Source organism: Streptomyces sp. NEAU-174, assembly GCF_052665095.1.
The window spans coordinates 920578-946858 of sequence record NZ_JBQTCE010000001.1 but is presented as its reverse complement, the minus strand read 5'-3'; the positions used below and the strand labels follow the sequence as shown (position 1 = coordinate 946858).

The following is a 26281-nucleotide window of genomic DNA, read 5'->3' as shown; positions in this document are numbered from 1 at the left end:
CGATCTGGCGCGATGGGCAGAGGGCAGCGCGGAGGAGAGGCCCGCATACGGAGGGGCCACATACGGAGGGACCCGGTGCGCGGCACCGTGCCTTCCGTGCTCTGCCGTGCCGTGCTGCTGCTCGCCGCGGCGATATGGATGGCGCCCTCGTGCGTCCAGCCCGCCGCCGGCCACGGCCCCCTGTCGACCGGGTGCCGCCCGCACCGCCTGGCGGAGACCGCGTCGGCCCAGCCGTACGAGGAGCCGGTCGCGTATCCGGCTCCGGGGCACCGCCCGTTCGACACCTCCGGCTCGGGCACCGGAAGCGACGACTGTGTCGCGGGCCCCCGGGGAGTGGTCCAGGCCCTGATGCCCACGCCCGTACCCCCGCCCTCCCTCGCCGAGGTTCCGCCGCCGGACGGCCCCCGGGACCCGGACTCCGCCCGGGCGCCGCCGGACCGCCCCGTCCGCGCCCTCGGCCTCCATCAGCTCCAAGTACTTCGGACCTAGGCCGACGCCGGTCACCGCGATGCACCGCTCCACCCATCCAGTGTGCGAACTGCGCGATCTGCGCGAACTGCGAGGTTGAGGACAGCCATGGGCTCCAAGGGATCGAAGACGAAGGGCGCGGCGGCCGACCGCCGCGCGAAGATAGAGGAGTTGCGCCGCGCCGAGAAGGCGCGCGAGCGCCGGTACCGGATCATCACCATCACCTCGGTCACGGTGATCGTCGCCGGGCTGGCGGTCGGGGGCTACTTCCTCGTCGACGCGAGCGACAAGAAGGAGAAGAAGGAGGCCAAGGTCACCTCGTCGGTCGTGAAGACCGGTGAGTTCAAGGGCATGAAGACCTGGAAGAACCTGGGCCGGACGCATGTCCAGGGCACGGTGAGGTACGCGATGTCGCCGCCGGTCGGCGGAAACCACAACCAGGTCTGGCAGAACTGCAACGGCGATGTCTACACCAAGCCGCTGACCAAGGAGAACGCGGTGCACTCGCTGGAGCACGGCGCGGTGTGGGTGACGTACACCGACAAGGCGTCGAAGGAGGACGTCGCCGCCCTCTCGGCGCGGGTCAAGAAGACCCCGTACTCGTTGATGAGCCCCTACCAGGAGCAGGACGCGCCGATCGTCCTCAACGCCTGGGGCAATCAGCTCGACATCCAGAAGGCGGACGACCCGCGGGTGGCCGACTTCTTCAAGAAGTTCGTCCAGGGCAAGCAGACGCCCGAGCCCGGCGCCTACTGCACCAACGGGAAGACTTCGTGAGCGAAGGGACCGCCGTCGGCCGCGCCTCCCGCCAACCGCTGGTGGCGGGGATCGCCGCCGCCCTCGCCCTGCTGACGCTGGTGGCGGTGGCGGTGCTGTGGCTGACGAGCGACCGCTCGGAGGGCTCGACCGACACGGGGACGCCGAAGGACACCTCGGCCGAGGCCGGTTTCGCCCGCGACATGTCCGTCCACCATCAGCAGGCGGTGGAGATGTCGTTCATCGTGCGCGACCGCACGAGCGACGACGAGGTGCGGCGGCTGGCGTTCGACATCGCCAGCACCCAGGCCACCCAGGCCGGGATGTTGCAGGGCTGGCTGGACATGTGGGGGCTGGACAAGACGTCCGAGGACCCGCCGATGACATGGATGAAGCACATGTCGTCGGACGACATGGAGGGCATGGACCACGGCTCGATGAAGGGCATGGGCTCCACGTACAAGCCGCACGACGGCTCGCTCATGCCGGGCATGGCCACCAACACCCAGCTCGACGAGTTGCGCAAGGCCAAGGGCAAGGCGGCGGAGGTGCTCTACCTGAAGCTGATGACCGCCCATCACAAGGGCGGCGTCGAGATGGCGAAGGGCGCGGTCGAGCTGGTCAAGGACTCGACCGAGAAGCACCTGGCCCAGACGATGGTCCAGGGCCAGCAGTCGGAGATCCAGCTGATGGCCGACATGCTCAAGGCACGCGGCGCGTCCTCCTGACACCCGCCGATGGCGCCCCTCGCCCCACGAGGCCACGACCCACGGGGCCCCACGAGGCCCCACGGGGCCCGCTCCAGGGGCCGCGGGGCGCCATCACCCCTTCCGGGGCGCCATCACCCCTTCCGCACGAACACCCCGGACCGGGCCGCCTGATACGTGACCTCGACGGTGGTGTGCACCAGCCGCTCGTCGATGGACCCGCGCAGGATGAGCACCCGGTAGTAAAGCGGCGCCCCCAGTGAGGCGATGACCTCCCACCCGTCGGTGCCCTCGGGGATGTCCCCCCGCTCCACCGCGTTCCGCACGATCAGGATCACCTCCTCGGTTCGCCGCACGAACGCGTTACGGAGGATCTCCTCGACCCTGGTGTCATGCGCGGCTGCCGCGATCAGCCCCTGCATGACATTGCGGTTGCGCAGGGCGTTGTTGAAGTCCGCGATGGCCTGGGTGAGTTCCATCAGATCCCGCCGGAAGTCACCGGTGTCCGGAGTGGGCAGCGTCGAACTGCGCTCGGCCAGCAGATCGACGACCACCCCCTCCACCGTGCGCCAGCGCCGCCGGATGGTCGACACATGCACCCCCGACCGCCGCGCGAGCCGATCGAGGGTGAGCGCGGCGAACGAGTCGCGGTCGAGCTCCTCGTACGCGGCCGCCAACACGGCGGCCCGAGTCCGGGCCGTACGCCCCCCGGGGCGAGCCGACCCATGCGGTGGTCGCTCTGTCATGACGCGCCGACTCTACGGCCCCTCCACCCTCGTGAGCACCAGATCTTCACGCCCTCCGGGCGCCGAACGCCCGGTAACCCATTGCACGGCGTACACGCCCCTCGCTAGTGTGACACCCGTTACTTAATGCTCGCGACAGCGCATTAGGCCAACGTGGCGCAGAGTTTGCCGGACCTTCCTCACGAGGGGAAGGAAGGTCCAGCACGCTCCCCTTCTCGCTCATGGTCCTCAGGGCGGGGCGGTCGGGTGAGATCAGCCGTACGAAGCCGACCACTTGCCGCGCGTGAAGTGACACACCCCGTCAGGCGTGATGTGCACGCGGCTGCCGTAGATCGGCAGGCCGCCCTCGGCGTTCAGCCGGTGCCGGATTGCCGGACGGGTGGGACGTCTCGTCCTACCCGTCCAGGTTGAGCCGGTCCGCCAGTTCGGTCACGGGGGAGGTGCGGCGGCGCTCGCGGCCGCGTAGTTCGGCCACCACCCGCCGGGCCGTTCCGTGGTAGCGCATCCACTCCGGTGCGTCGCCCTCCGCGGTCAGGAGGGCGCGAAGGGCGCTGTCGTCCTTCCCGAGGTCAACACAGGCCAGGGCGCGGTCGACATGGAAGCGGGCGCGCCACGTCGGGGGCAGCCGGTGGAGTTCGGGAACGGCACGGGCCGCGGTCAACGCCTTCGCGCCGCGCTCCATCTCCACCAGGAAGTTGACCTTGGCGACACCGACATTGGTCGGGCCGAACGGTGTGGCGTAGTCGAGGCGGTCCTCTCCGATGCGGGAGGCGGCGGCCGTCGCCATGTTGAGCAGTTCGTCCACGGCGTCGTGCTTGCCGCGTCGCACGGCCGCGGTCGCCGCACGCAGCAGCAGGATTCCCCACAGGGACAGTTCGATGGGCCGGGACCGGAATCCGGGCTCGATCCGCTCGGCGGCGGTCAGGGCGACACGTTCGGCGTCCTCCAGCCGCCCCTGCTTGGTCAGGATCCACGACAACGTGGAGACGCCCATGGTCTCGAGGTGCGGATCGTCCGACCGCCGGGCGGCCTCCATGGAGCGCTCCAGCGCCGTGAACCCGGCATCCTCCTTGCCCAGTGCGGCCAGCGTGGTGGCCGCCACCTGATACGCCTCGGCGAGCACCGCATGGGCCGCGGCGGCGTCGGTGCCGCTGTGGGCGTGTGCCGCCGTCCTGGCGTCCCGGATGAGTTGGGGCAGCAGGACGCCGATGTCGGCCATCCGGCCCTCGCGGCGGATGCGTTCGGTGGACCGTAACGCGGCGCGCAGCGCGCCGACGGTGGGCGGGGCCTCGGGGTCGGCGTCCTCGCCGAGGAGTTCGGTCAGCGGGGAGACGGCCTGCCGCAGCGCGAGCACGGACGGCGAGTCGCCCTCCTGGCGGGCCTCGAAGGTGGTCGGCTGACCGATCAGTACGGACGGTTCCACATCGAGTGCGCGGGCGAGGGCGTTGATCGTCGAGAGCCGGGCCGTCTGCCGCTGACCCTGTTCCAGCTTGCGCACCACGTCCACGGACAGCTCCGCCCGTTCGGCGAGCCGCTCCTGAGTGAGCTTGCGCCGGACCCGGAACCGAGCGATCCGGTCCCCGAGCCCCCGCTCGTCCTCACAGCTCATGGCCCCGGTCCCCCCAACTCACCATCAGGTATCAGGCGGATGTGGCTTCCACGCTACGCCCTCGCGCGCGCCATAGGGGAAAACCGGATGCCCCTTTCGTCCCCCGGTCGTACGGCAACCACCGGGGGACGAGGCCAGGGACGAGACGGTCAGTGCAGGTGGGTCGGGGTGAATTCGACGGGGAGGGCGGCCACGCCGCGCATCATCAGGGTGACGCGCCATTCGAGTTCGTCCGCGGGGACGGAGAGGGTGACGTCCGGGAGGCGGTCGAGGAGGACCTCGATGGCGGCGGTGGCGATGACCTCGGCGACTTCGCGGGCGGCCGGGGGGCAGCCGTGTTTGCCGTGGCTGAAGGCCATATGGGCCTGGTTGCCGCCGGCGCCGGAGTGGAAGTCCGGGCGGACGTCGGGGTCGGCGTTGGCCGCGGCGAGGCCCAGCATCAGGCAGTCGCCCTTACGGATGCGGCGGCCGCCGAGCATGGTGTCATCGGCGGCCCAGCGGCCGATCCAGAACGGGACCGGGGTGTCCTCCCACAGCACCTCGTTGAGCGCCTGGCCGACGCTGCGGCGGCCGCCGGAGAGGGTGATGGCGAACCGTTCGTCCGTCAGCATCAGCCGGAGGGCGTTGCCGATCAGGTCGCTGGTGGGCTGCTGGACGGCGTAGATGGAGCCGAGCAGATCGTTGATGATCTCGTCGTCGGTGAGCCCGGCGCGGTGGGACACCAGATGGGCGGCGACGTTGACCTGGTCGGGGTTCTCCCGGACGCGTTTGATCAGCGTCTCCATCCGGGTCTGCATCTTCTGTAGCGCGATGGGGGCGTCGTTCCCGGTGAGGTGGAGCGAATCGTCCTGGATGGCGGCGGATTCGGTGTCGTCCAGGCCGTAGAGCCGGGTCACCACCCGCAGCGGGATCTGGCTGGCGTACTCGGCCACCAGATCGGCCCGGCCGCTGCCCGCGAAGGTGTCGATCAGCTGGTCGGCGACGCGCTCGCACCCCGCGCGCAGCTCGAACTGGTCCACCGCCGCCAGGCCGTCGCAGATCGCCTCGGACCGTCGCTGGTGGTCGGCGCCCTCGCTGAAGAGCATGGTCGGGCGGTAGCCGACGAAGGTGGTCAGCTCCCAGTCGGGCGGCACCAGATGCCAGGAGTGCCAGCGGCGGGAGTCGCGGGCGTACAGATTGGGGTCGGTGGTGACCCGGACCACCTCGCGGTAGCCGAGCACCGTCCAGACGGGGATCGTGCCGTCCAGCAGGATGGGCACGACCGGGCCGTGGTCCCGGAGCAGCTCGCGGTAGAGCTGCTCCGGCTCATCCCGGAACCGCTGGTAGTCCAGCGGCACCGACCCGGGGGGCACCACGCCCTCGGGCGGCGCGGGGGCCGACGGGAAGACGGGCTCGGGCGGGGCGCCGGGCGGGGCGTCCAGCGGGGACGTGGGGTCAGGGGTGGTCACGCGGTGGTCTCCCCGGCGGAGCCGTTGGTGGACAGGGAGTAGAGGTGGCGGGCGAGCGCGACCAGTACGGCCTTGCTGGAGTCGCGCTTGCGGGCGTCGCATTCGATCATCGGCACCTCGGGCGGGAGGTCGAGGGCCTCCCGCACCTCCTCCAGCGTGTGCTGCGGCTCGGTGAAGTTGTTGCGGGCCACGATGAACGGGGTGCCGTGGTGCTCCAGCCGGTCCAGCGCGTACCAGGAGTCGGAGAGCCGGTTGGTGTCCACCAGGACGACCGCGCCCAGGGTCCCGGCGAACAGCCGGTCCCACAGGAACCAGAACCGCTCCTGGCCCGGGGCGCCGAACAGATAGAGCACCATCTGCTCGTCCAGGCTGATCCGGCCGAAGTCGAAGGCCACCGTGGTGGTGGTCTTCTGGCGCACGAACGAGGCGTCGTCGATGCCGACGCCCGCCTGCGTCATCGTCTCCTCGGTGCTGAGCGGGCGGATCTCGCTCACGGACTGCACCATCGTCGTCTTGCCGACACCGAACCCGCCGACGATCACGATCTTCAGACCGTTGCTCGCGCTCTCCCGCAGCGGGGCGTGTCCGGCGCCGCCGGGGAGCGCGGTGCTCACGGTGGTCTCAGAGATTCTGGAGTGCAACGAGCACCTTCTTCAGGGTTTCGGGCCCGGGCAGCCGGCCACCGGGGCGGGCCGCATGCGGATGGCGCGCGGTGATCCGGCCGGTGTCCAGCAGATCGCACAGCAGGATCTTGACCACGCTGACGGGCAGTTCCAGATACGAGGAGATCTCCACGACCGACAGCGGGCGGCGGCACATCCGCAGGATCTTGACGTGCTCGGACTGCATCCCGGGGGTGGGGTCGCTTTCGCTGACGATCAGCGTGACCATGTCGAACCGGCTCTCGTCGGCCCGGCTGCGGCCGCCGGTGACGGTGTACAGCCGGTCCGGGCCCTCCTTGTCCAGCGGACCTCGGATCATGCCTTCGCCCCGCCACCGCTGCCGCCGGCTTCCACCCGCGGAGCGGCCCGCAGATGGTCGCCGATCTGCTCGACGAGCTCGTTCATGTTGTGGCCGATGATGCCGACATCGGCGTCGTCATGGGCCACCACGGCGAGATGGGCGCCTTCGCCGGCCTCGACGATGAACAGAATTCCCCCGTGGAACTCCGTCATCGACTGCCGTACGCCGCCGCTTCCGTCGCCGAACTCGACGGACGCGCCATGGGCGAGGCTCTGGATGCCCGACGCGATGGCCGCCAGCTGATCGGCCTGGTCAACGGACAACCCGGAGGAGAGGCAGAGCTTGAGACCGTCCCGTGACAGCACCAGGGCGTGGCGCGAACCCGGGGTCTTTTCCAGCAGGTTCTCCAACAGCCAGTCCAAGCTGCGGTCGGTGGTGTTCATCTGCGTTCCTTCTGTCACGGCTTGTCGTTCTCGGCAGGCTCGGCGGACTCGGCGGTCTCGGTGTGATCTGCGGATACCGAAGGTTCGGTGTCACACGGCGCACCTGCGGCGGATCCACCGCGGGCCGCCTGGCGGAAGGCGCCGAAGCGGGCTCCGGCTTCCTCGGGGCGTGGACGGCCGGCCTTGGGCCTGGGTTCCGTCTCGGCCGACCGGGCGGCCGCGCGGGTGGCGGCGGCCAGCGTCTCGCCACGGCGCCGCTTGGGCAGTCCGTTGACCCGCGAGGGCTGCTCGGAGGGCTCCGGCGCGGACGACGGTGAGGGGGAGGGAGACGGGGACGGGGACGGGGCGGTCTCCGGCGACGTGGACGGCGCGGCGGCCGGGGCGGACGCGGTCGGGGCGGGCGCGACCGTGGCGGTGGACGCGCTCGTGGCAGTGGACGTGGCGGACGTGGCGGACGTCTGCCGGGGGACCCCGGTGCGGACGGTGCCCGGCGTGTCGAGGACGACGGCGTCCTGGTTGATGTGCGTGACCAGCTGCTGCGGAATCAGGACGACGACACCGGTGCCGCCCCGCGCGGACGGCCGGAAGGAGACGGTGAGCCCGTGCTTGCGGGCCAGACAGCCGACGACCGCGAGACCCAGCCGGGTGCCGGACAGCGTCATCAGGTCCAGGCTCTCGGAGGAGACGGCCTTCTGGGCGCGGTCCAGGGCGGCCGGGCCCATCACCAGGCCACCGTCCTCGACGGTCACCACGACGCCCGCGTGCGTCTCCTCGACGTACACATGCACCTCCTCGGTGGGAGGCGAGAAGCTGGCGGCGTTGTCCATCAGCTCGGCGAGTGCGTGCATGACGCCCTCTGCCGCGTAACCGGCCACCGCGGCGTTGCTGGTCGAGTGGACCCGCACCCGCTGGAAGGCGCTGATCCGGCCGATCGCGCCGCGCAGCACGGACTCCATGACGATCGGCTTGGTCCAGCGGCGCCCGGAGCGGGCACCGGTCAGCACCGCGATACTGTCCGCGATCCGGCCCGCCTGGGCGGTGGTGTGGTCCAGCTTCAGCAGATCGCCGAGGACGGTCTCGTCGTGGCGGTTCTCCATCTCGCGGAGGTCGGCCAGCATGCTGGTGGCCAGCGCCTGGACGCGGCCCGCGGCGTTGGCGCACGCGGCCATCGCGGAGGCGCGCATCCGCTCACCGTCGCCGATCTCGCGCAGCAGGGTCCGCAGCAGATACTGATGGGCCCGGCTGGTGGGGCGCTCCATGCGGGAGACCACGGTTTCCACCGAGCCGCCCTCGCGCAGTTGCCGGACCGCTGAGGGAATCGTTTCCTCGGCGAGCCGGGTGGCCTCGATCTCCTGCGCGGCGGCCGCGGTCTCCAGCGAGGTGACCCGCTCCTGGAGACGGTCGATGGTCCGCGAGCGGTTGGCGGCGACCGCGAGCGCCGCCCCCAGCAGTACGGCGGCGGCGCCGCAGAAGACGGCGACGAAGGTGCGCTGGGCGGATGGCACCGCAGTGGTCAACCACAGCCCCGCTCCAGCGGCGACGACGACTGCCAGCAGGGGGACGGTCAGGGTCCCGCGCGTCACCGAGGGCCCTTTGTACGGATGGCTGGATATGTGTGCTGACATCTATCAGGTCCTCATGGGCGCGTTGAGGGTTTTCGGCTGGACCACGCGGACATCAAGCCGTGGGCGCCACATGTTAGTAGAGTCACGTCAGTTTGACCTGGCCCTCTCAGCACCTGGATCATGACGATCCGTCAAATCGGGGCGCCGCGCAGCGTCATGTTCCGGACGCATATGACGCTGCCATTGACGCCGGCTTGGACCCCGGCTTGGACGCCGCCGCCGTCGGCCCGCCCGGCGGCGTTACGGAATCGCCAGCTCGGCCCAGATGACCTTGCCGTCCGAGGTGTAGCGGGTGCCCCAGCGCTCGGCGAACTGGGCGACCAGGAACAGCCCCCGGCCGCCCTCGTCCATCGTCGCCGCGTACCGCAGATGCGGAGAGGTGCTGCTGGAGTCGGAGACCTCGCAGATCAGCGCGCGGTCGCGGAGCACCTGCACCCGGATCGGGCCGGTGGCGTGCCGGATGGCGTTGGTGATCAGCTCGCTGAGCACCAGCTCGGCGGTGAACGCGGCCTCGTCCAGCCCCCACTCCGCCAGCTTCCGCATGACCTCGGCGCGCACCCCGGACACCGCGGCGGGGTCGGACGGCACCTCCCAGGAGGCCACGCGGTCGGCGCCCACGACCCGGGTCCGGGCGGCGATCAGGGCGATGTCATCGCTCGGATTGCTGGGCAGCAGCGCGTCCAGCACCTCGGTGCAGATCTGGTCGGGGGTCCGGGCGGGGTGGGACAGGGCGCGGCGCAGCATCTCAAGACCGGTGTCGATCTCCCGGCGGCGGTCCTCGATGAGCCCGTCCGTATAGAGGACGAGATGGCTTCCCGGGGCCAGCTCGGCCTCGGCGGTCTCGAACGGCAGCCCGCCCAGGCCGAGCGGCGGCCCCGCGGGCAGATCGAGGAACTCCACCGAGCCGTCCGGACGCACCAGCGCGGGCGGCGGATGACCGGCCCGCGCCATCGTGCAGCGCCGCGTCACCGGATCGTAGATCGCGTACAGACATGTCGCCCCGGTGATGCCCTCGCTGCCGCCCCCGCCACCGCTGCCGTCGCCGTTCGGCCCGCCAGGGCCCTCGTCCTGGTCGATCCGGGCGATCAGATCATCCAGGTGGGAGAGGATCTCATCGGGCGGCAGGTCGAGCGTGGAGAAGTTGTGCACCGCCGTCCGCAGCCGCCCCATCGTCGCCGCCGCGTGCAGACCGTGCCCCACCACATCCCCCACCACCAGCGCCACCCGCGCCCCCGGCAGCGGGATGACGTCGAACCAGTCGCCGCCGACCCCCGACTCCGCCGGCAGATAGCGGAAGGCCACGTCCAGGGCGCTCTGGCTGGGCAGGGCGCGGGGCAGCAGGCTGTGCTGGAGGGTCACCGCCATGGTGTGCTCGCGGGTGTAGCGGCGGGCGTTGTCGATGCAGACCGCGGCGTGCGAGGCGAGCTCCTCGGCGAGGGACACCTCTTCCTGCTCGAAGGGCTCGCGCTGCTTCATCCGCCAGAAGTTGACCACGCCCAGCAGTACGCCCCGGGCCCGCAGCGGCACGGTGACCAGCGACCGGACGCCGTACTCGATGACCTTGGCGGTCTGCTCGGGGTCCTGGGCCTGCCAGCCGGTGGCCTCGGAGAGATCGGCCTCCACGACCGGCTCGCCCCCGCTCAGCCCGAACGCCTGGGGCGAGGACGGGACGAACGCGAACACCCGGCCGACCGGATAGAAGGGGTGGTTGGGCCGGATGCCGTGGACCGCCGACCGGCACATCTCGACACCGCCGACGACCAGCGGCTCATCGCCGCGCGCCACGGGCTCCGCCAGGTCGACCGTGACGAAGTCGGCGAAGCGGTCCACCGCCACCTGCGCCAGCTCCTCGGCGGTACGGCTCACATCGAGCGTGGTGCCGATCTCCACACTCGCGTCATACAGCAGCTTGAGCCGCTTCTGGGCCACTTCGGCGCGGCCGGAGAGGGCGCGCAGCTCGGTGGAGTCCCGCAGGGTGGCGACGCTGCCGGGCGGTCCCCCGGCGCGGTCGGTCAGCCGGTTGTTGATGGCCAGCAGCCGGTCGCCGGCCACCAGCACCTCGTCGGTGACATCGCGCCCGGAGGCCAGGACGTCGGCGACATGGGGCTCCAGGCCCAGGTCGTCGACCAGCCGCCCCTCCGGCCGCGGTGGCAGGTCGAGCAGCCGGGACGCCTCGTCGTTGGCGAGCACCAGCCGCCCGTCGTCGCCGACGATCAGCACACCCTCGCGCACCGAGTGCAGCACCGCGTCATGGTGCTCGTACATCCGGGTCATCTCGATCGGGTCCAGGCCACGGGTCTGCCGCCGCAGCCGCTTGCTCACCAGCGCGGTGCCGCCAGTGGCGAGCACGAGTGAGGCGGAGACGGCGCCGACGAGGAGCGGCAGCTGGCGGTTGGCGAGCCCGCTCACCTTCTTGATCGTGATCCCCGCGCCGACCAGGCCGACGACCTTGTGGTTGCGGTCGAAGATGGGCGCCACGGCGTCCATCGCCTCGCCCAGTGTGCCGGGGCCGGTATCGACGGTGGTGTGCCCGTGCAGCGCCGGTTCGATGTTGCCGACGTAGTGCTTGCCGATCCGGTTGAGCTTGGGGTGGGTGTACCGGATGCCCTTGTCGTTCGTGACCACGACGAAGTCGAGCCCGGATCTCTTCCGGACGGCCTCGGCCTTCGGCTGGAGCACCTTGGTGGGGTTGGGGCTGTGCAGGGCCTGGACGATGCCGGGGGAGTTGGCGAACGCCTCGGCGACCGCGACGGACCGGCCGCGGGCCTCGTCGGTGGCGTCGTGCCGCACCTGGAGCACCAGGGCGATGGTGGCCGCCGCGCCGAGCAGCAGCACGATCACGAGCTGAAGGATGAAGACCTGCCCGGCGACGCTCCGCACGTTCAGCCACGATCGAAAGCGCCGGCCCGCCACCTCCGGGCGTTCCCGCCGCCGACTCCGTGGGCGCCGACCGGGGAACATGCGGGCAGCCCACGATCGACCCATAAAACGGGCCATACACATACATCTACACCGGGAATTCCTGGAAGGCGAATCTCCGCCTCCGGCAGCCAGGCGGCCATCACGTTTCGCATATGATGCGTGACTTTCCGCTCTCCTGGCGAATCCGCCGCGCGTCCACGGCGAACTCGCGGTGGGCGAGGTGCCGAAGGCGGGGGTATATGCAAATCTAAGAAAAGGGTAATTCACCCTAATTGCCGCGAATCGGTGTCGTGGCGGCGCCGATCGCGCCGGACGAAGGAGCCCGACATGGCCAGTCACGCCGGTGGAGTTCAGACAGGGGCCGCTCCGGGCCATATGCACCGGGCGGTGAGCGGATGGCTCGTCTTCGCGGGGGTCATGATGATCTTCGGTGGGCTGATGAACCTGCTCCAGGGCATCTCGGCCATCCGGACCGACCGGGTCTTCCTGGTCACGCAGAGCTATATCTTCCAGTTCGACCTGGCCGGATGGGGCTGGGTCCACCTGGCCCTTGGCATCGCCGTGGTGGTCGCGGGGTTCGCGGTGTTCACCGGTGCGATGTGGGCCCGCGTCGCGGGTGTGGTGCTGGCCGGTCTCGCGCTGGTCGCCAACTTCCTGTGGCTGCCGTACTACCCGGTCTGGGCCACGGTGCTGCTCATCGTCGACGCCCTGGTGATCTGGGCGCTGTGCGCCGGGCCGAGCCGTGGCGGCGCGGGACGCGCGGAGATGGGAGGGCCCGAGGCGGGACGCACCGCCTGAGGGACACGATGCCTGGTTTCCCGGCAAGGATGCCTGGTTTCCCGGCAAGGATGCCTGGTTTCCCGGCAGGGATGCCTGGCTTCCGGGCAGGGATGCCTGGCTTCCGGGCAGGGATGCCTGGCTTCCGGGCAGGGCGCGGGGCAGGCTGGAGCCATGCTGCTGGCTGATGTCGCGCTGACCTCCCGCCAGGTCGCGGCCACCTCCGCCCGCTCGGAGAAGATCGCCGCACTGGCCCGGCTGTTCCGGCGCACGGAACCGGCCGAGGCGGCCGTGGTGATCACCTACCTCGCGGGCAAGCTCCCCCAGCGCCGCACCGGAGTGGGCTGGTCCACCCTGCGCCACCGGCGGGAACCCGCCGCCGAGCCGACGCTCGCGGTGCTCGATGTGGACGAGGCCCTGAGCCGGGTCGCGGCGGTCTCCGGCACCGGTGCGACGGCGGCCCGCAAGCGGCTGGTGGGCGAGTTGCTGTCCGCCGCGACCAAGGAGGAGCAGGGCTTTCTGCTCGGCCTGATCGGCGGGGAGCTGCGGCAGGGGGCGCTGGAGGGGCTGGCCGTGGAGGGGCTCGCCGAGGCGGTCGGCGCACCGGCCGCCGAGGTGCGGCGGGCGGTGATGCTCGGCGGTTCGCTGGGCGCGGTGGCCGAGGCGCTGCTGGCGCGCGGCCCGGAGGCGCTGGCCGACTTCCGGCTCGAGGTGGGGCGGCCGGTGCTGCCGATGCTGGCGCAGACCGCCAAGGACCTCGACGAGGCCATGGACCGGCTGGGGGCGTGCGCGGTCGAGGAGAAGCTGGACGGGATCCGGGTGCAGGTCCACCGGGACGGCGAGGAGGTACGGATCTACACCCGCACCCTCGACGAGATCACCGAGCGGCTGCCGGAGGTGGTCACGGCGGCGCGGGAGCTGGCGGTGGACCGGGCGATCCTCGACGGCGAGGTGATCCTGCTGGACGCGGAGGGGCGGCCCCGGCCGTTCCAGGAGACCTCCGGCCGGGTCGGCTCACGGCTCGATGTGGCCGGGGCGTCGGTCGCGCTGCCGCTGTCCCCCGTCTTCTTCGATCTGCTCGTGGTGGACGACCGCGATCTGCTCGACCTGCCGACCCATGAGCGCCATGCCGAACTGGCCCGGATCACCCCCGGGCCGCGGCGGGTCCGGCGGCTGGTGGCCGAGGACCCGGCGGATCCGGAAACCCGGCGGGCGGCACGGGAATTCGCCGCGGACGTGCTGGCCCGGGGGCATGAGGGGGTGCTGGTCAAGGGTCTTGAGGCGCCGTACGGCGCGGGCCGGCGCGGGGCGTCCTGGCTGAAGGTCAAGCCGGTGCACACGCTGGATCTGGTGGTGCTGGCGGCGGAGTGGGGGCACGGCCGCCGCACCGGCAAGCTGTCCAACCTCCATCTGGGCGCGCGGGCGCCGGACGGCACGTACGTGATGCTGGGCAAGACGTTCAAGGGGCTGACCGACGTGATGCTGGAGTGGCAGACGGAGGCGCTGCTGGGGATCGCGGTCAGCGACGACGGCTGGGTGGTGCGGGTGCGGCCGGAGCTGGTGGTGGAGGTGGCCTTCGACGGGCTCCAGCGCTCGTCCCGCTATCCGGCGGGCGTCACGCTGCGGTTTGCGCGGGTGCTGCGCTATCGGGGGGACAAGGCGGCGGATGAGGCGGACACGGTGGAGACGGTGCTGGCGCTGCGCGGCGGCGGGTGAGCGGGGGCCTCGGCGGGGGCGGCGGCCGGACCTTGACGCCTGCGGCGGGCTGTTCCCCTCCCCACCCCTTCCCGACACCTGACGATATGCGGCTCCGCCGCGTGCGGAGCCCCGCCCCAGACCCCGGGGTCCAGGGGCGAAGCCCCTGGTATCGGGAAGGGGCGGGGAGGGGAAAGTCGCCGGGCCCCCGGGGCCCCGGCCCCCAGGCCGCGGGGCGGCCCAGGGCCGGTCCGCGGCCGAGCCAGGGGCGGGCCGGGGCCGGGATCGGGCCGGGGGCGGCCCGCGGCCGGGCCGGGATCGGTCCGAGGCCGGGCCAAGGCCGGGCCGCGGCCGGGCCGGGATCGGTCCGAGGCCGGGCCAAGGCCGGGCCGCGGCCGGGCCGGGATCGGTCCACGTCCGGGCCGGGATCGGTCCACGTCCGGGCCGGGGTCGGTCCACGTCCGGGCCGGGGTCGGGCCGCGGCCGGGCCGGGGTCGGCCCCGGATTGGGCTGGGGTCAGGACGGGTTGTCTCCGTGGGTCAGGGTTTCCCAGCCCAGGAAGAGACTGTTCGTGCCCGCCGGCCGCTGCCGCTCCGTGAGCTTCTGGGTGTTGGCCATCGCGATGCCGAGCCGATTGTGCAGGGCGTTGTAGCCGACCTCGGTAATCGGCCCGAGGCCGCGCTTGACGCTGCCGCCGCACAGCCAGGACGGCGGGGCCTCGCCCAGCTCGTACTTCGACTGGAAGCCCAGCGCCTGCCGCAGCCGCTCGCCCACCTCGGGGTAGAGGTCCTGGCCCTGGATGCGGCTGGTCTCGGCGACATGCGCGATGGAGGCGATGCCGTATCCGGTGTGGGTGAAGTCGCGGCAGGTCTCCTGGGTGAGCCCGGTGACGAAGGTCGACTGGCCCTGCCAGTACTTGATGATCTTGTCGCGGGTGTCGAGGCCGCTGCCCGGCGCGGTCTTGGGCAGCGAGCCGTCGGACTCCAGGTAGACATACGCGGGGACGCGGCCGCGGTACTTCGCGATCGCCTTGTCGTAGCTGGTCCGGTCGTCCAGGAAGACGGAGATGCCGGCGGCGGCCTCCGTCATCACCAGCTCCCAGTTGCCGTTGGAGTTCGAGCCGCCGATGACCTTCGGGAGGTAGACGGTGCGCAGCATGGTCTTGAAGCGGTCGATCGAGGCGGCGGACCAGCCGTCGTAGGTGTAGCGGATGATCTCGGCCGCGCGGGGCCAGGAGGATCCGGCCCAGCCGGTCTGGAGCGGGGCGTTGCTGTTGGTGTGGTCCTTGATGGTGGCCGACCAGGCGTCCATGATCTGGATGGCCTTGTCGGCGTAGCGGCTGTCGCGGGTGATGTACCAGGCCAGCGAGAGCGAGTAGGCGGCGAGCGCGTCCTGGCGCTCGTCGGTGCAGCCGATGTTGGGGTCGGAGTACGGACCGCATTCGACGACCGCGCGGGGCTTGGGGGTGCGCGAAAGCGAGGCGTACGGGCTCGCCAGCATCGCGTCGTACGCGCCCTTCCAGGGCTGGGCGCCCGCGTTCACCTTGGAGCGGACGAAGTCGAGCTGGGCGCGGCTGACGAGGACGCCGGGGTGGGTGAAGGCGGCCTTGGGGCTTGCCTTGGGGCTTGCCTTGGGCGCCGTTCCGGTGGTGGCCTCGGCCGCGGTGGACCGCTGGGTCTGCCCGGCCGTGGCCGGGCCGCTGAGGATGCCCGCGAACAGCGCGGCCAGCGCTGTGGCGAGGGCGAGATACAGGGCTCTGGTGCGCATGGGGGCGGCTCTCCTGACGGTGAGTTCGTAGATGTTCGTATGCGTGAACAACGGATGCCGACATGAACTCCTGTGGTGCTCCGGGAAGTTAGCTCATGAACACGTCAAGGTCTAGACCTTCCGTTCATAGGAGAATGTGCGCCCACCGCCCCGATCGAGAGGCCCAGCGTGGAGACGACAGTCGCGGAGGACCAAGCCGCAGGCCCCGGCCGCCCACGGGCACCGCGCGGGGCCCGGGCCGCCGCCCGGCTGCTACGGCTCCCCGGCGGACGGGCCCGGCGGTGGGCGGCCTGGTGCGCGATACCGCCCCTGGCCGTGGTCAGCGCGGTGGTGCTATGCCGGGCCATGGACACCGACGGCATCACCCCCATACCGCAGCTGCTCGCCTTCCTGCCCTGGCTGCTGATCCCGGCGGCGATCGGGCTGCTGCTCGGCACGGCTGCGCGCTGGCCGCTGGGGTGCGGCTGGGCGCTGGCGGCAGCGGCGGCCACCGGATGGTTCATCCAGCCGTACGACGGCGGCTCCCCGCCCTCGGACGCCGAGCCGCACGGACCAGTCCTCGCCCGGCTGCGGGTGATGACCGCGAACCTCGAGTTCGGCCAGGCCAGGGAGGGGCTGCTGAGCGCGCTGCGCCGGGAGCGGCCGGACCTGGTCGCGGTGCAGGAGTGCGATACGCGGTGCGCCGCGGCGCTGGACTCGGCCGCCGTCCGCGGGGCCTACCCGTACCGGAGCGTCGCCCTCGGCGACAGCGCCGCCGCGGGCTCGGCGATCCTCAGCCGCCATCCGCTGACCCGGGCCGAGGGGGTGCGCGGAACGCTGCGGATGCCGGGCGCGGTCGTCCGGGTCGCGGGGCAGCGGCTGCGGATGCAGGTCGCCCATCCCATGCCGCCGATGCCGGGGCAGGTGGACCTCTGGCGCACCGAGCTCGGGCGGCTGCGGGCCTACGCGGACGGGCGGGGCGAGGAACCCACCCTGATCGCGGGCGACTTCAACGCCACCCAGGACCACGCCGCCTTCCGGGCCGTGCTGGACACCGGGCTGCGGGACGGCGCACGGGCCGCCGGGGTGCCCCGCACACCCAGCTGGCCGAGCGCCACGACCCCGCTCCTGGGGGCGCAGATCGACCACGTCCTGGTCAGCCGGGCACTGCGGCCGCGCACGGCCCGGTTCCTTGAGCTGCCGCACACCGACCACCGGGCGCTGCTGGTGGAGCTGGACCTGTACGGGCCGCAGAGCTGAATCCCGACCGGGGGCTCAGCTCTCGCTCGGGTCGTAGGAGTTGGCCAGCTCGAACGGATCGGGCTCAAGACCCGCCGTGGGCCAGCGCCGCTCCCGCTGCCAGCGCGCGTTCTCCCGCGCGAGCGCGTCCCAGAGCAGATTGAGCGGATGGGCCGGGTCATAGGACGCGCGCTCCCCGCGCCGGGTGAACGCGCCCAGCAGCACCTCCAGCCGGGGCCCGGTGTCATTGACCAGCTCGACGGCGCGCAGCCCGCGTCCGTACGCCACCCTCGGATCGCCCGCCGCGTCCGCGACCCCCTTGGTGACCAGCATGCAGCCGCGCAGCAGCCCCGAGCGCAGCAGTTCGAAGCCGTAGTTGACGGTGTCGATCTCGGCCGCGATGCGCAGCTTGCCGCGGTAGTCGCCGCCGAACCAGGTGTGCAGCACCCCGGCCATCAGCCCGCTCGCCGAGACCACCAGCGGCAGGGTGCGCAGCGCGCTGGTCGGGGCGGTGGGGCCGGGCAGCTCGGACTCGGAGAGGTTGGTCAGCAGCGAGACCCCGCTGCGCCGCCACTCCATCACATCGAAGGCGGCCAGCTCGTCGTCACCCTCGGGCCGGGTCACCACGGAGCCGCACACCAGGTCCACATCCTTGGCGCGCAGCTTGGCCAGTACGTCCCGGGTGCGCACATGGCCGACCTTGAGCTCGATAGCGCGCTGCCGGAAGTCCTCGGCCACCCGCTCCCCGGCACCCGCCAGATAGCTGAGGGTAAATCGGGTGGTGCCCACCATCAGCGTTTTTCCCAGGCGGCGCCGTGACTCATGGATGCCGTCCAGCCAGTCGCCGAGAGTTCCGCGCGCCAATTCGACCAGGGCTTCTCCGGTGCCGGTGAACAGCACATCCTTGCCCCGCCCCTGCTTGAGTATGAGGGGTTCGCCGCAAAGCTCGCGAAAGTTCCGGTTCATGGTGTCGATCTGCTTTTGCACACTGGACTGTTCACGACCCAGAATCCGTGCCGCGCCGAGCGCCGTACCGGCCTCATGGACCATGATCAGGGTGCGCAACTGGTCCATGGTGGTGTCCATCAGCGCGAGCGGGCTCTGCACCCAGCGGCCGCGCCGATCCGTCGTCGGCGGGCCGAGCGAACCTGGTCTCACCATGATTTCCCCCGCTTTTCAACTTCTCCCGTTTTCCTGACTCCAGAGTTTAGTCAGCGATCCATGGGGTTACCCGGGTCCGATATGAGCGAGAAGCGGACCGATGCGCGGAACGTCAGGACCGGGGGCCACACCGTACGGGTCAGCCGGCCGGAAAAGGAGCTGTTCCCCGACGACGGGATCACGAAGTGGGACCTCGTCGAGTACTACCGCTCGGTCTCCCGGCGCATCATTCCGCAGTTGCGCGGCCGCCCTTTGATGATGGAACGCCATCCGGACGGAATCGGCGGCAAGCCGCTGATGCAGAAGAACGCACCCGACTACTTTCCGGACTGGGTGCGGCGCGCCGTGCTCCCCAAGGAGGGCGGTGAGGTCACCCATGTGGTCTGCGACGACACCGCGACCCTCCTCTACCTCGCCGACCAGGCGTGCGTCACCCCGCACCGCTGGCTCTCCCGGGCCGACCGGCCCGACCACCCCGACCGGCTGGTCTTCGACCTCGATCCGCCCTCGTCGGGTGAGTCCGGTTTCGAGGAGGTGCGCTGGACGGCCCGCCGCTGCTGCGGACTGCTCGGCGAGCTCGGGCTGCCGGGGCTGCTGATGACCACCGGTTCGCGCGGGCTGCACGTCATCGTCCCGCTGGACCGCCGCGCCGACTTCGACACCGTGCGGTCCTTCGCCCGCGACACCGCCGATCTGCTGGCCGCCCGCCACCCCGACCGGCTCACCACCGAGCCGCGCAAGGCCAACCGGCGCGGCCGGCTCTACCTGGACACCCAGCGCAACGCCTACGCCCAGACCGCCGTCAGCCCGTACGGGGTGCGCGCCAAGCCGGGAGCGCCCGTGGCCACGCCCATCGACGCGGGGGAGCTGGACGACCCGGAGCTGAGGGCCGACCGCTGGACGCTGCGGACGGTCGGCGAACGGCTCGCGGACGACCCCTGGGCCCGTACGGACACCAGGGGCCGTTCGCTGCGCGGCCCCCGCGAGCGGCTGAAGCGGCTCGCGGAGGGCGAGGGCTGAGCGCCTGAGGCGCCTCAGCCGCTCAGGCGCCTTACGCTCCGATGTCGCCGCCGTCGCGACGCCAGACGCTGATCACGGACGGCCGGGTCAGCTTGCCCGGGCCGTCGGGCCAGGTGGACGCGGGCTTCTCCACGCTCGCGCCGTCGATCTCGCCCGGGTGCTGCACGGCCACCAGCACCCGCCGGTCCTGCACGATCGGCCCGCAGGTCTCGGCGCCATTCGGCACCGTCAGGAACTGCTTGACCTCACCGCGGCGGCTGCCCGCCGTGGCCACGCCGAACAGCCCGTCGTGGTTGCCGAGCGCGTTGCCGTCCGTGGAGATCCACAGATTGCCGTACGCGTCGAAGGTGATGTTGTCCGGGCAGGAGATCGGGCTGACCTGGTCCTTGGGGAAGCCGCCGAAGTAGGTGCTCGGGTCCTCGGGGTCGCCGCAGACCAGGAACAGCCGCCAGTTGAAGCGGGTGGAGCCCGCGTTGTTCCAGCGCTCGGTCAGCTCCAGGATCTGGCCGTGCTTGTTGCCGTTGCGCGGGTTCGCCTCGTCGGCGGGGGCCTTGCCCTCCTTGCCGCGGTCGGTGTTGTTGGTCAGCGCGATGTAGACCCGGCCGGTGCGCGGGCTCGGCTCCACGTCCTCGGGGCGGTCCATCTTCGTCGCGCCCGCCTTGTCGGCGGCGATACGCGTGAAGACGTAGACCTCCTCGGCGGTCATGCCCTCCACGAAGGAGCGGTCGCCGCAGGCCAGCGGGATCCACTCACCGGCGCCGTCGAACTCGCCGTCCTTGGGCAGCTTTCCGGAGCCGTCGATCTCGGCTGACGGGCTGTCACCGGTGAACTTGGCGACGTAGAGCGTGCCCTCGTCCAGCAGCGTGCGGTTGTGCTCGCGGGCGATGCGGCTGTTGCCCTTCATCATCCGCTTGGCGGAGACGAACTTGTAGAAGTAGTCGAACTTCTCGTCGTCGCCCATGTAGAGGACCGGACGGCCGTCGGTGGTCAGCCTGGGCTCGGCGGCCTCGTGCTTGAAGCGGCCCAGCGCGGTGAGCTTGCGCGGGGTGGACTCGGGGTCGAACGGGTCGATCTCGATCACCCAGCCGAAGCGGTTGGTCTCGTTCGGCTCCTTGGCCACGTCGAAACGGTCGTCGAACCGTTCCCACTTGCGCTCGGAGGCGGCGCCGGTGATGCCGTAGCGCTTGAGGCGGGCCGCGGTGGCCGGATCGGTGACCGAACCGCCATTGGCGAAGTACTGGTTGAAGTTCTCCTCGCCGGAGAGCACCGTGCCCCACGGCGTGATGCCGCCGCCGCAGTTGTTCAGCGTGCCGAGGATCCGCTTGCCGGTCGGGTCCGCGGAGGTGCGCAGCAGCTCGCTGCCCGCCGCCGGGCCGGTGACCTCGAACGGGGTGGTCGCGGTGATACGGCGGTTGAGGCGGTGGCGGGACAGCGCGGTGAGCCGGCCGAGACCGCGCTCCTCGGCCGTCACGACCACGGACAGGCCGTGCGCGGCCCAGCCGATCTCGGCCTGCTCGCGGGTGGGGTTCTCCGGGTCGTAACCCGAGAACATCAGCACCTCGTCGGTGTACTCATGGTTGACCACGAGCAGCTGATGGTCGCGCTCGCCGGGGACGTCCAGGACCGCCATGTAGTCGTTGTTGTAGCCGAACTGGCCCGCCTGGGCCTTGGCGCTCTGCTTGTCCGGGTCGAACGCGGGCGCGCCGCGCAGGATCGGGTCGCCCCAGCGGATCACCACGTTCTGGTCGTGGCCGTCGGCGACGACCACGGTGTCCTTCGTGTTGGGGGCGACCGGTGCGAAGCGGAGGCCGCGGGCGGCCTTGCTCTTCGCCGCGGCCGTCTGCTCCGCGGCGGCACCGCCCGTCGCGGCGGACGCCCGCGGCGCCCGCTCCACCGCCACCGCACCGGTCGCGGCGGCCACGGTCACCACGGCACCGGCCCGCAGCAGGGCACGGCGCGAGGCGGCACCGGCGATGACATCGCCCACGTAGGCGTTGTCGCTGGTGTTCGGCGTCTCGTGAAGGCAGGCGTCGCCACAGCGGTACCGGCACGTCAGTGCGGAACGACCGCCCGGGTGTGAGCTGATGAGCGGCAGGAGGTTGCGCACGTCTTCCCCTCCGTAAGGGTTTTCACGTATGGGCTTCGCCGGGCCCCGCATGGGCAGTACGCCGACGCGGTCCGGGCCGACATGACGTCGGGATCCTTTGGCGGCGAAGCTATGGGCGTAGAACCGCATGGTGGCGACGAACGCCTGAACCAGAGGTGAACGAAGCGCGAGCGGAATCGGCGGAAGAGGGCCGCCGAACGGCCCGCTAGCCTTTCGGCACCACGGACATGCACCGCCATGCACCGCACTCGACACGTGAGAGGTATCTCCCATGGGCATACGGGACCTACTGCGCAAAGTTTTCGGCCGCTCCCGAACCACGGGGGTGGACGATTCTTCTGCTGCGCCGGAGGCGGCGGTTGTCCCGGACCCCCAGCCGAAGTCGGCGGAGCCGACGGTGGACCCGAAGGCTGAGGAGAAGCCCGAGCCGGACGCCAAGCGCGAGCCCGCGCCGGAGCCCGCGCCGGAGCTTGCGTCTGAGCCGAAGGCTGAGCGGGAGCCCGGGCCGACGACGGAGGCGAACACGGACACGGACGCGGAGACCGCGGCCCAGACCCCGGCCCCGGACTCCGGTGACTCCGGTGACTCCCGGGACTCCGAGACCGACGAATCCGGGCATGACCCGGCCCTGTCGGCCCCGCTGAAGTCTCTCGACGAGATCCTGAAGTCCCCCGCGCACGAGCACACGTCGACGTCCGGCGAAGAGACTCCGGTTGCGGCAGCGGCAGCGACCGACGAGAAGGAAGCGCCCGCCACCAAGACGGAGGCCACGGCCACGTCTGACGCTGACGCCCAGCCCATGACCGCGACCGCGGCCGATGACGACGCCACGGCCCCCGCAGCCGACGTCGAACCGTCGGCCGAGGCGAAGGCGGAGCCCGCCACCGCGCCTGAGGCGGCGGCAGAGGCGACGGCTGGCGAGGCTGGCGACGAAGCCACCTCCGCAGCCAAGACGGACGACAAGCCCGCTGAGGCCGGGGCGGCGGCGACTGGCGACGAGGAGGCCGAGCCCGCGGCCGCGAGCACCCCCGAGGCCGAGTCCGCAGCGCCGGTGACGCCCCAGGCCGAGGCTGCGGAGGACCCCGCGCCGGAGCCCGCTGCGGCGCCCGAGTCCACGGCCAAGGCCGAGCCCGAAGCTGAGGCGGCAGCAGAGACCGCCGAGCCCAAGGCCGACGCCGACACCACGGCGGCCCCGGTGGCGGAGGCGAGCGCCGACGCCGAGGTGGAGGTCGACGTCGAGGCGAAGACAGAGGCTGGCGACACCGACGCCCCCGCAGCCGACGAACCGGCCAAGGCGGAGACCGAGCCCGCAGCCGTGAGCGAGCCCGAGGCCGACCCTCAGCCCGAGCCCGCGCCCGTGGGCCCCGCGCCCGAGGCCGAGCCCACGCCCGAGGCCGACGCCGAGCCCACGACCGACGCCGAGCCCACGACCGAGGCCGACCCTGCGCCCGAGGCCGCAGCCGAGCCCGTGGCGGCCGCAACCGCCGCGGCCAAGGCCGAAGCACTCACCACCACCGCGGCCACCGCCGACGCGCCCTCGGCCGCCATCCCGCTCGCCGACCTCACCTCGCGGGCGCCTGGGCTCGTTGGGGCGTACCGGGCGGCCGGGGAGGCCGTTCAGGAGGGTGGGCTGAGCGGGCAGCGGGCCGTTGTCTACCTCGTGCTGGACCGGTCCGGGTCGATGCGGGGGTACTTCAAGGACGGCACCGTCCAGCATCTCGCCGATCAGGCGCTCGCCCTGTCCGCGCAGCTCGACACCAGCGGCACCGTGCCCGTCGTGTTCTTCTCCACCGACATCGACGGCACCGCCGACCTCGAGCTGGACCGGCACACCGGCCGGATCGAGGAGCTGCACGGCTCGCTCGGGCACATGGGGCGGACGAACTACCACACCGCCGTCAACGCCGTCATCGAGCACTACAAGGCGTCCGGCACCACCGACCCCGCGTTCGTGATCTTCCAGACGGACGGCGCGCCGACCACCAAGACCGCCGCCGAGAAGGCGCTGTGCGAGGCGGCGGGGCTGCCGCTGTTCTGGCAGTTCGTGGCGTTCGGGGACCCGGAGGCGAAGGGGTTCGACTTCCTGCGGAAGCTGGACACCTCGCCCGCCCTCGCCGTCCCCGAGAAGCGGGCGGTCGACAACACCGGCTTCTTCCACGCCGGGCTCGACCCCCGTACGGTCGCCGACGCCGAGCTGTACCGGGAGCTGCTCAAGAAGTTCCCGGGCTGGCTGGCCGCCCGCGAGCAGGGCTGACGAGCGACCCCACCCGACCGGGCGCCGCACCGGCGCCGCCCCGGGGGCCATCCGCCGCGGAGAAAAACGCCGCGCGGGTGGCCCCCGTCGCTCCGATACGATATTGGCGGCTCAACAGAACGAAAAGTCACTTACCGTATCGACTCGGGAGCAGCCTGCAATGGCTCGACACCTCATCACCAGCGCCCTTCCCTACATCAACGGGATCAAGCACCTGGGCAACATGGTGGGGTCCATGCTCCCGGCCGACGTCTACTCCCGCTATATGCGCCAGCGCGGCCATGACGTCCTCTACATCTGCGCCACCGATGAGCACGGCACCCCCGCCGAGCTGGCCGCCAAGGAGGCCGGGCTGCCGGTCGACGAGTTCTGCGCCCAGCAGCACGACGCGCAGAAGGCGATCTACGACGGCTTCGGGCTGGCCTTCGACTACTTCGGCCGCAGCTCCTCCGCGCAGAACGTGCAGATCACCCAGACGATCGCGCGTGAGCTCAAGGCGAACGGCTTCATCGAGGAGCGCTCGATCCGCCAGGTGTACTCCAACGCCGACGGCCGCTTCCTCCCCGACCGCTACATCGAGGGCACCTGCCCGCACTGCGGCTACGACCGGGCCCGCGGCGACCAGTGCGAGAACTGCACCCGCGTGCTCGACCCGACCGACCTGATCGACGCCCGCTCCGCGATCAGCGGCAGCAGCGATCTGGAGGTCCGGGAGACCAAGCACCTCTTCCTCCTCCAGTCCAAACTGGCGGACGAGGTCGCCGCCTGGGTCGACGAGCACGGCAAGGACTGGCCGACGCTGGCCTCCTCGATCGCCCGCAAGTGGCTGAACGAGGGGCTCCAGGACCGGGCGATCACCCGTGACCTGGACTGGGGCGTGCCGGTGCCGGCCGACACCTGGCCGGAGCTGGCGGCCGAGGGCAAGGTCTTCTACGTCTGGTTCGACGCCCCGATCGAGTACATCGGAGCCACGAAGGAGTGGGCGGACCAGGACCCGGCGAACCGCGACTGGAAGTCGTGGTGGTACGACGTGGACCAGACGGTCCGCTACACGGAGTTCATGGCCAAGGACAACGTCCCGTTCCACACGGTGATGTTCCCGGCCACCCTCCTCGGCACGCGGGACGTCTGGAAGAAGGTCGACTACGTCAAGGCGTTCAACTGGCTGACGTACTACGGCGGGAAGTTCTCCACCTCCGCCAAGCGCGGGGTGTTCACCGACGCCGCGCTCGAGGTGCTGCCCGCCGACTACTGGCGCTACTTCCTGATGGCGAACGCCCCGGAGTCCGACGACACCTCCTTCACCTGGGAGCACTTCACCGCCACGGTCAACAAGGACCTGGCCGACACCCTCGGCAACTTCGTCAACCGCGTACTGTCCTTCTCGCGCAAGCGGTTCGGCGACGAGGTCCCGGCTGGGAAGGCCGCCGGGGCGGCGGAGGAGCGCCTGGGCGAGGAGATCGCGCGGCTGCTGGCGGAGTACGAGGAGCACATGGACGCGCTCCAGTTCAGGAAGGCGGCGGCGGCGCTGCGGGCCCTGTGGAGCGCGGGCAACTCCTACCTGGAGGAGAAGGCCCCCTGGCTGGAGATCAAGACCGACCAGGAGGCCGCGGCCCTCACCCTCCGTACGGCGATGAACCTCATCCACCTCTACGCGATCGTCTCCGAGCCGTTCATCCCGGCCTCGGCGCGGGCCATGCGGTCGGCGTTCGCGCTGGGCGAGGACACCGCGGTCTGGGTCGGCCAGGAGGAGGCGAAGGCGCTGGCGTCGGTCCCGGCGGGCACGGCCTTCACGGTTCCCCCGGTGCTCTTCGCGAAGATCACCGAGGAGGACCTGGACGCCTTCCGGCAGCGCTTCGGCGGCGATGAGCAGAACGAGAACGGCGCCGCCTAGGCCAGGGTGGTCCGGCGGTACACGTACGCCTGCGGCGAGCTGTTCCCCTCCCCGCCCCTTCCCGTTACCAAGGGCTTCGCCCCTGCTCCCCGGGGTCTGGGGCGGGGCCCCAGTTGTGGGAAGGGGCGGGTAGGGGAGCAGCCCGCCGCAGGCGTCAGCATCCGCCGACGCCGCGCAAGCCCCCCACGAACGTGTTGATCGCGCGGCAACCGTTCGTTTAGCCCCTTCGATGACCCTGTGGAGTCCATAGCCACCGGGAAATCGAGGAACACAGTGCCGGACGCGCGTGTCACGGTGACGGTCACGGTCCACGGCCCCGACCCGCTCAGCCGGGCCGGGGTCGTGCGTCATCTACAGCATCAGCCCAGCGTCGAGCTGGTCGACCGGCCATGCCCGTTCGGCGACGAGCCCCGCGGCGCCGTCGCCGTCATGCTCGCCGAGCGCCTCGACGACCGCGCCGGGGCGGAGCTGCGCCGACTCGTGCGGGGCGGCCGGCAGCGGGTGGTGCTGATCGCGGGCGAGCTCCGGGAGACGGAGCTGATGGCGGTGATGGAGTACGGCGTCCGGGCCGTCTTATGGCAGCACCGGACCACGCCGAAGCGGCTGCTGCGCGCCGTGCACCGGGCCGCCCGCGCGGACCGGGGCACACCGTGCGGCGTGGACCGGAGGCTGTGACTCCAGGGCTTCGGACGGCCCCAGGG

At 71.4% G+C, this 26281-nt stretch carries 21 protein-coding genes; 10 read left to right on the top strand and 11 right to left on the bottom strand.

Annotated features, from left to right (window positions below; genetic code table 11):
• Nucleotides 1–75 precede the first annotated feature (75 nt).
• The 3 genes from ACT2CW_RS04030 to ACT2CW_RS04020 all read left to right on the top strand — a co-directional run bounded on the left by ACT2CW_RS04030 (nucleotide 76) and on the right by ACT2CW_RS04020 (nucleotide 1952).
• Complete coding sequence (locus tag ACT2CW_RS04030) at nucleotides 76–489, top strand: hypothetical protein (RefSeq protein ID WP_445515498.1); 414 nt, start codon at nucleotides 76–78, stop codon at nucleotides 487–489.
• Nucleotides 490–576: 87 nt separating this feature from the next.
• Nucleotides 577–1245, top strand: coding sequence for a DUF3105 domain-containing protein (locus tag ACT2CW_RS04025; RefSeq protein WP_445515497.1), 669 nt, complete (start codon nucleotides 577–579; stop codon nucleotides 1243–1245).
• A complete protein-coding gene (locus ACT2CW_RS04020; RefSeq protein ID WP_182471874.1) occupies nucleotides 1242–1952 on the top strand; it encodes a DUF305 domain-containing protein in 711 nt (236 codons plus the stop codon). Before ACT2CW_RS04025 ends, ACT2CW_RS04020 begins: the two co-directional genes overlap by 4 nt.
• A gap of 113 nt (nucleotides 1953–2065) precedes the next feature.
• On the opposite strand, the gene ACT2CW_RS04015 is transcribed toward ACT2CW_RS04020, so the two are convergent.
• From ACT2CW_RS04015 to ACT2CW_RS03980, 8 genes are all read right to left on the bottom strand, one after another.
• Entirely contained in the window at nucleotides 2066–2677 is a 612-nt protein-coding gene (locus ACT2CW_RS04015) for a TetR-like C-terminal domain-containing protein (protein ID WP_138914727.1), read from the bottom strand.
• Nucleotides 2678–3071: 394 nt separating this feature from the next.
• Nucleotides 3072–4286: a helix-turn-helix domain-containing protein gene (locus tag ACT2CW_RS04010; RefSeq protein WP_445515496.1), complete on the bottom strand. Its 1215-nt coding sequence runs from the start codon at nucleotides 4284–4286 to the stop codon at nucleotides 3072–3074.
• 149 nt (nucleotides 4287–4435) lie between these two features.
• Nucleotides 4436–5734 carry a cytochrome P450 gene (locus ACT2CW_RS04005; RefSeq protein ID WP_445515495.1) on the bottom strand — a complete coding sequence of 433 codons (1299 nt, stop codon included), beginning with the start codon at nucleotides 5732–5734 and terminating at the stop codon, nucleotides 4436–4438.
• Nucleotides 5731–6375, bottom strand: coding sequence for a GTP-binding protein (locus ACT2CW_RS04000; protein ID WP_182471876.1), 645 nt, complete (start codon nucleotides 6373–6375; stop codon nucleotides 5731–5733). The genes ACT2CW_RS04005 and ACT2CW_RS04000 overlap by 4 nt, the downstream gene beginning before the upstream one ends.
• The gene (locus ACT2CW_RS03995) at nucleotides 6356–6715 is read right to left on the bottom strand and encodes a DUF742 domain-containing protein (RefSeq protein WP_020869869.1); all 360 of its coding nucleotides are present in this window, start codon (nucleotides 6713–6715) and stop codon (nucleotides 6356–6358) included. Before ACT2CW_RS03995 ends, ACT2CW_RS04000 begins: the two co-directional genes overlap by 20 nt.
• A complete protein-coding gene (locus ACT2CW_RS03990; RefSeq protein ID WP_037961817.1) occupies nucleotides 6712–7140 on the bottom strand; it encodes a roadblock/LC7 domain-containing protein in 429 nt (142 codons plus the stop codon). The genes ACT2CW_RS03995 and ACT2CW_RS03990 overlap by 4 nt, the downstream gene beginning before the upstream one ends.
• A 14-nt stretch (nucleotides 7141–7154) precedes the next feature.
• Nucleotides 7155–8765 (bottom strand): ATP-binding protein, encoded by a 1611-nt coding sequence (locus ACT2CW_RS03985; RefSeq protein WP_445515494.1) that lies wholly within the window; start codon nucleotides 8763–8765, stop codon nucleotides 7155–7157.
• 240 nt (nucleotides 8766–9005) lie between these two features.
• On the bottom strand, nucleotides 9006–11762 hold the full coding sequence (locus ACT2CW_RS03980) for a SpoIIE family protein phosphatase (protein ID WP_445515493.1): 2757 nt from the start codon (nucleotides 11760–11762) through the stop codon (nucleotides 9006–9008).
• A 252-nt stretch (nucleotides 11763–12014) separates the two neighbouring features.
• Here ACT2CW_RS03980 and ACT2CW_RS03975 point away from each other — a divergent pair, with 252 nt between their 5' ends.
• Nucleotides 12015–12485: a DUF7144 family membrane protein gene (locus tag ACT2CW_RS03975; RefSeq protein WP_445515492.1), complete on the top strand. Its 471-nt coding sequence runs from the start codon at nucleotides 12015–12017 to the stop codon at nucleotides 12483–12485.
• Between the two features lie 153 nt (nucleotides 12486–12638).
• Nucleotides 12639–14180, top strand: coding sequence for an ATP-dependent DNA ligase (locus ACT2CW_RS03970; RefSeq protein WP_445515491.1), 1542 nt, complete (start codon nucleotides 12639–12641; stop codon nucleotides 14178–14180).
• Nucleotides 14181–14675: 495 nt separating this feature from the next.
• Here ACT2CW_RS03970 and ACT2CW_RS03965 read toward each other — a convergent pair whose 3' ends face one another.
• Nucleotides 14676–15926, bottom strand: coding sequence for an alginate lyase family protein (locus ACT2CW_RS03965; RefSeq protein ID WP_445515490.1), 1251 nt, complete (start codon nucleotides 15924–15926; stop codon nucleotides 14676–14678).
• A 168-nt stretch (nucleotides 15927–16094) separates the two neighbouring features.
• Here ACT2CW_RS03965 and ACT2CW_RS03960 point away from each other — a divergent pair, with 168 nt between their 5' ends.
• Nucleotides 16095–17165: an endonuclease/exonuclease/phosphatase family protein gene (locus tag ACT2CW_RS03960; protein WP_445515489.1), complete on the top strand. Its 1071-nt coding sequence runs from the start codon at nucleotides 16095–16097 to the stop codon at nucleotides 17163–17165.
• Nucleotides 17166–17180: 15 nt separating this feature from the next.
• Here ACT2CW_RS03960 and ACT2CW_RS03955 read toward each other — a convergent pair whose 3' ends face one another.
• The gene (locus tag ACT2CW_RS03955; protein ID WP_445515680.1) at nucleotides 17181–18218 is read right to left on the bottom strand and encodes a LysR family transcriptional regulator; all 1038 of its coding nucleotides are present in this window, start codon (nucleotides 18216–18218) and stop codon (nucleotides 17181–17183) included.
• A 168-nt stretch (nucleotides 18219–18386) separates the two neighbouring features.
• Between ACT2CW_RS03955 and ligD the strand changes: the two genes are divergently transcribed.
• Nucleotides 18387–19325 carry a non-homologous end-joining DNA ligase gene (gene ligD, locus ACT2CW_RS03950; RefSeq protein WP_445515488.1) on the top strand — a complete coding sequence of 313 codons (939 nt, stop codon included), beginning with the start codon at nucleotides 18387–18389 and terminating at the stop codon, nucleotides 19323–19325.
• A gap of 31 nt (nucleotides 19326–19356) precedes the next feature.
• On the opposite strand, the gene ACT2CW_RS03945 is transcribed toward ligD, so the two are convergent.
• Entirely contained in the window at nucleotides 19357–21432 is a 2076-nt protein-coding gene (locus ACT2CW_RS03945; protein ID WP_445515487.1) for a PhoX family protein, read from the bottom strand.
• A gap of 397 nt (nucleotides 21433–21829) precedes the next feature.
• On the opposite strand from ACT2CW_RS03945, the gene ACT2CW_RS03940 reads away from it, so the two are divergent.
• The 3 genes from ACT2CW_RS03940 (at nucleotide 21830) to ACT2CW_RS03930 (ending at nucleotide 26255) form a co-directional block, all read left to right on the top strand.
• Nucleotides 21830–23686, top strand: a complete 1857-nt coding sequence (locus tag ACT2CW_RS03940) for a VWA domain-containing protein (protein ID WP_445515486.1) — start codon at nucleotides 21830–21832, stop codon at nucleotides 23684–23686.
• Between the two features lie 160 nt (nucleotides 23687–23846).
• Nucleotides 23847–25580, top strand: a complete 1734-nt coding sequence (metG, locus tag ACT2CW_RS03935; protein ID WP_164434559.1) for a methionine--tRNA ligase — start codon at nucleotides 23847–23849, stop codon at nucleotides 25578–25580.
• Nucleotides 25581–25853: 273 nt separating this feature from the next.
• Nucleotides 25854–26255: a DNA-binding response regulator gene (locus tag ACT2CW_RS03930; protein ID WP_164434561.1), complete on the top strand. Its 402-nt coding sequence runs from the start codon at nucleotides 25854–25856 to the stop codon at nucleotides 26253–26255.
• Nucleotides 26256–26281: the final 26 nt, after the last annotated feature.

Excerpts from the sequence above, each read along its gene's own strand:
- ACT2CW_RS04025 (WP_445515497.1), top strand. The coding sequence starts at position 577 with ATGGGCTCCAAGGGATCGAAGACGAAGGGCGCGGCGGCCGACCGCCGC.
- ACT2CW_RS04015 (WP_138914727.1), bottom strand. The coding sequence starts at position 2,677 with ATGACAGAGCGACCACCGCATGGGTCGGCTCGCCCCGGGGGGCGTACG.
- ACT2CW_RS04010 (WP_445515496.1), bottom strand. The coding sequence starts at position 4,286 with ATGAGCTGTGAGGACGAGCGGGGGCTCGGGGACCGGATCGCTCGGTTC.
- ACT2CW_RS03995 (WP_020869869.1), bottom strand. The coding sequence starts at position 6,715 with ATGATCCGAGGTCCGCTGGACAAGGAGGGCCCGGACCGGCTGTACACC.
- ACT2CW_RS03990 (WP_037961817.1), bottom strand. The coding sequence starts at position 7,140 with ATGAACACCACCGACCGCAGCTTGGACTGGCTGTTGGAGAACCTGCTG.
- ACT2CW_RS03985 (WP_445515494.1), bottom strand. The coding sequence starts at position 8,765 with ATGTCAGCACACATATCCAGCCATCCGTACAAAGGGCCCTCGGTGACG.
- ACT2CW_RS03980 (WP_445515493.1), bottom strand. The coding sequence starts at position 11,762 with ATGGCCCGTTTTATGGGTCGATCGTGGGCTGCCCGCATGTTCCCCGGT.
- ACT2CW_RS03975 (WP_445515492.1), top strand. The coding sequence starts at position 12,015 with ATGGCCAGTCACGCCGGTGGAGTTCAGACAGGGGCCGCTCCGGGCCAT.
- ACT2CW_RS03970 (WP_445515491.1), top strand. The coding sequence starts at position 12,639 with ATGCTGCTGGCTGATGTCGCGCTGACCTCCCGCCAGGTCGCGGCCACC.
- ACT2CW_RS03965 (WP_445515490.1), bottom strand. The coding sequence starts at position 15,926 with ATGCGCACCAGAGCCCTGTATCTCGCCCTCGCCACAGCGCTGGCCGCG.
- ACT2CW_RS03955 (WP_445515680.1), bottom strand. The coding sequence starts at position 18,218 with ATGGACCAGTTGCGCACCCTGATCATGGTCCATGAGGCCGGTACGGCG.
- ligD (WP_445515488.1), top strand. The coding sequence starts at position 18,387 with ATGAGCGAGAAGCGGACCGATGCGCGGAACGTCAGGACCGGGGGCCAC.
- metG (WP_164434559.1), top strand. The coding sequence starts at position 23,847 with ATGGCTCGACACCTCATCACCAGCGCCCTTCCCTACATCAACGGGATC.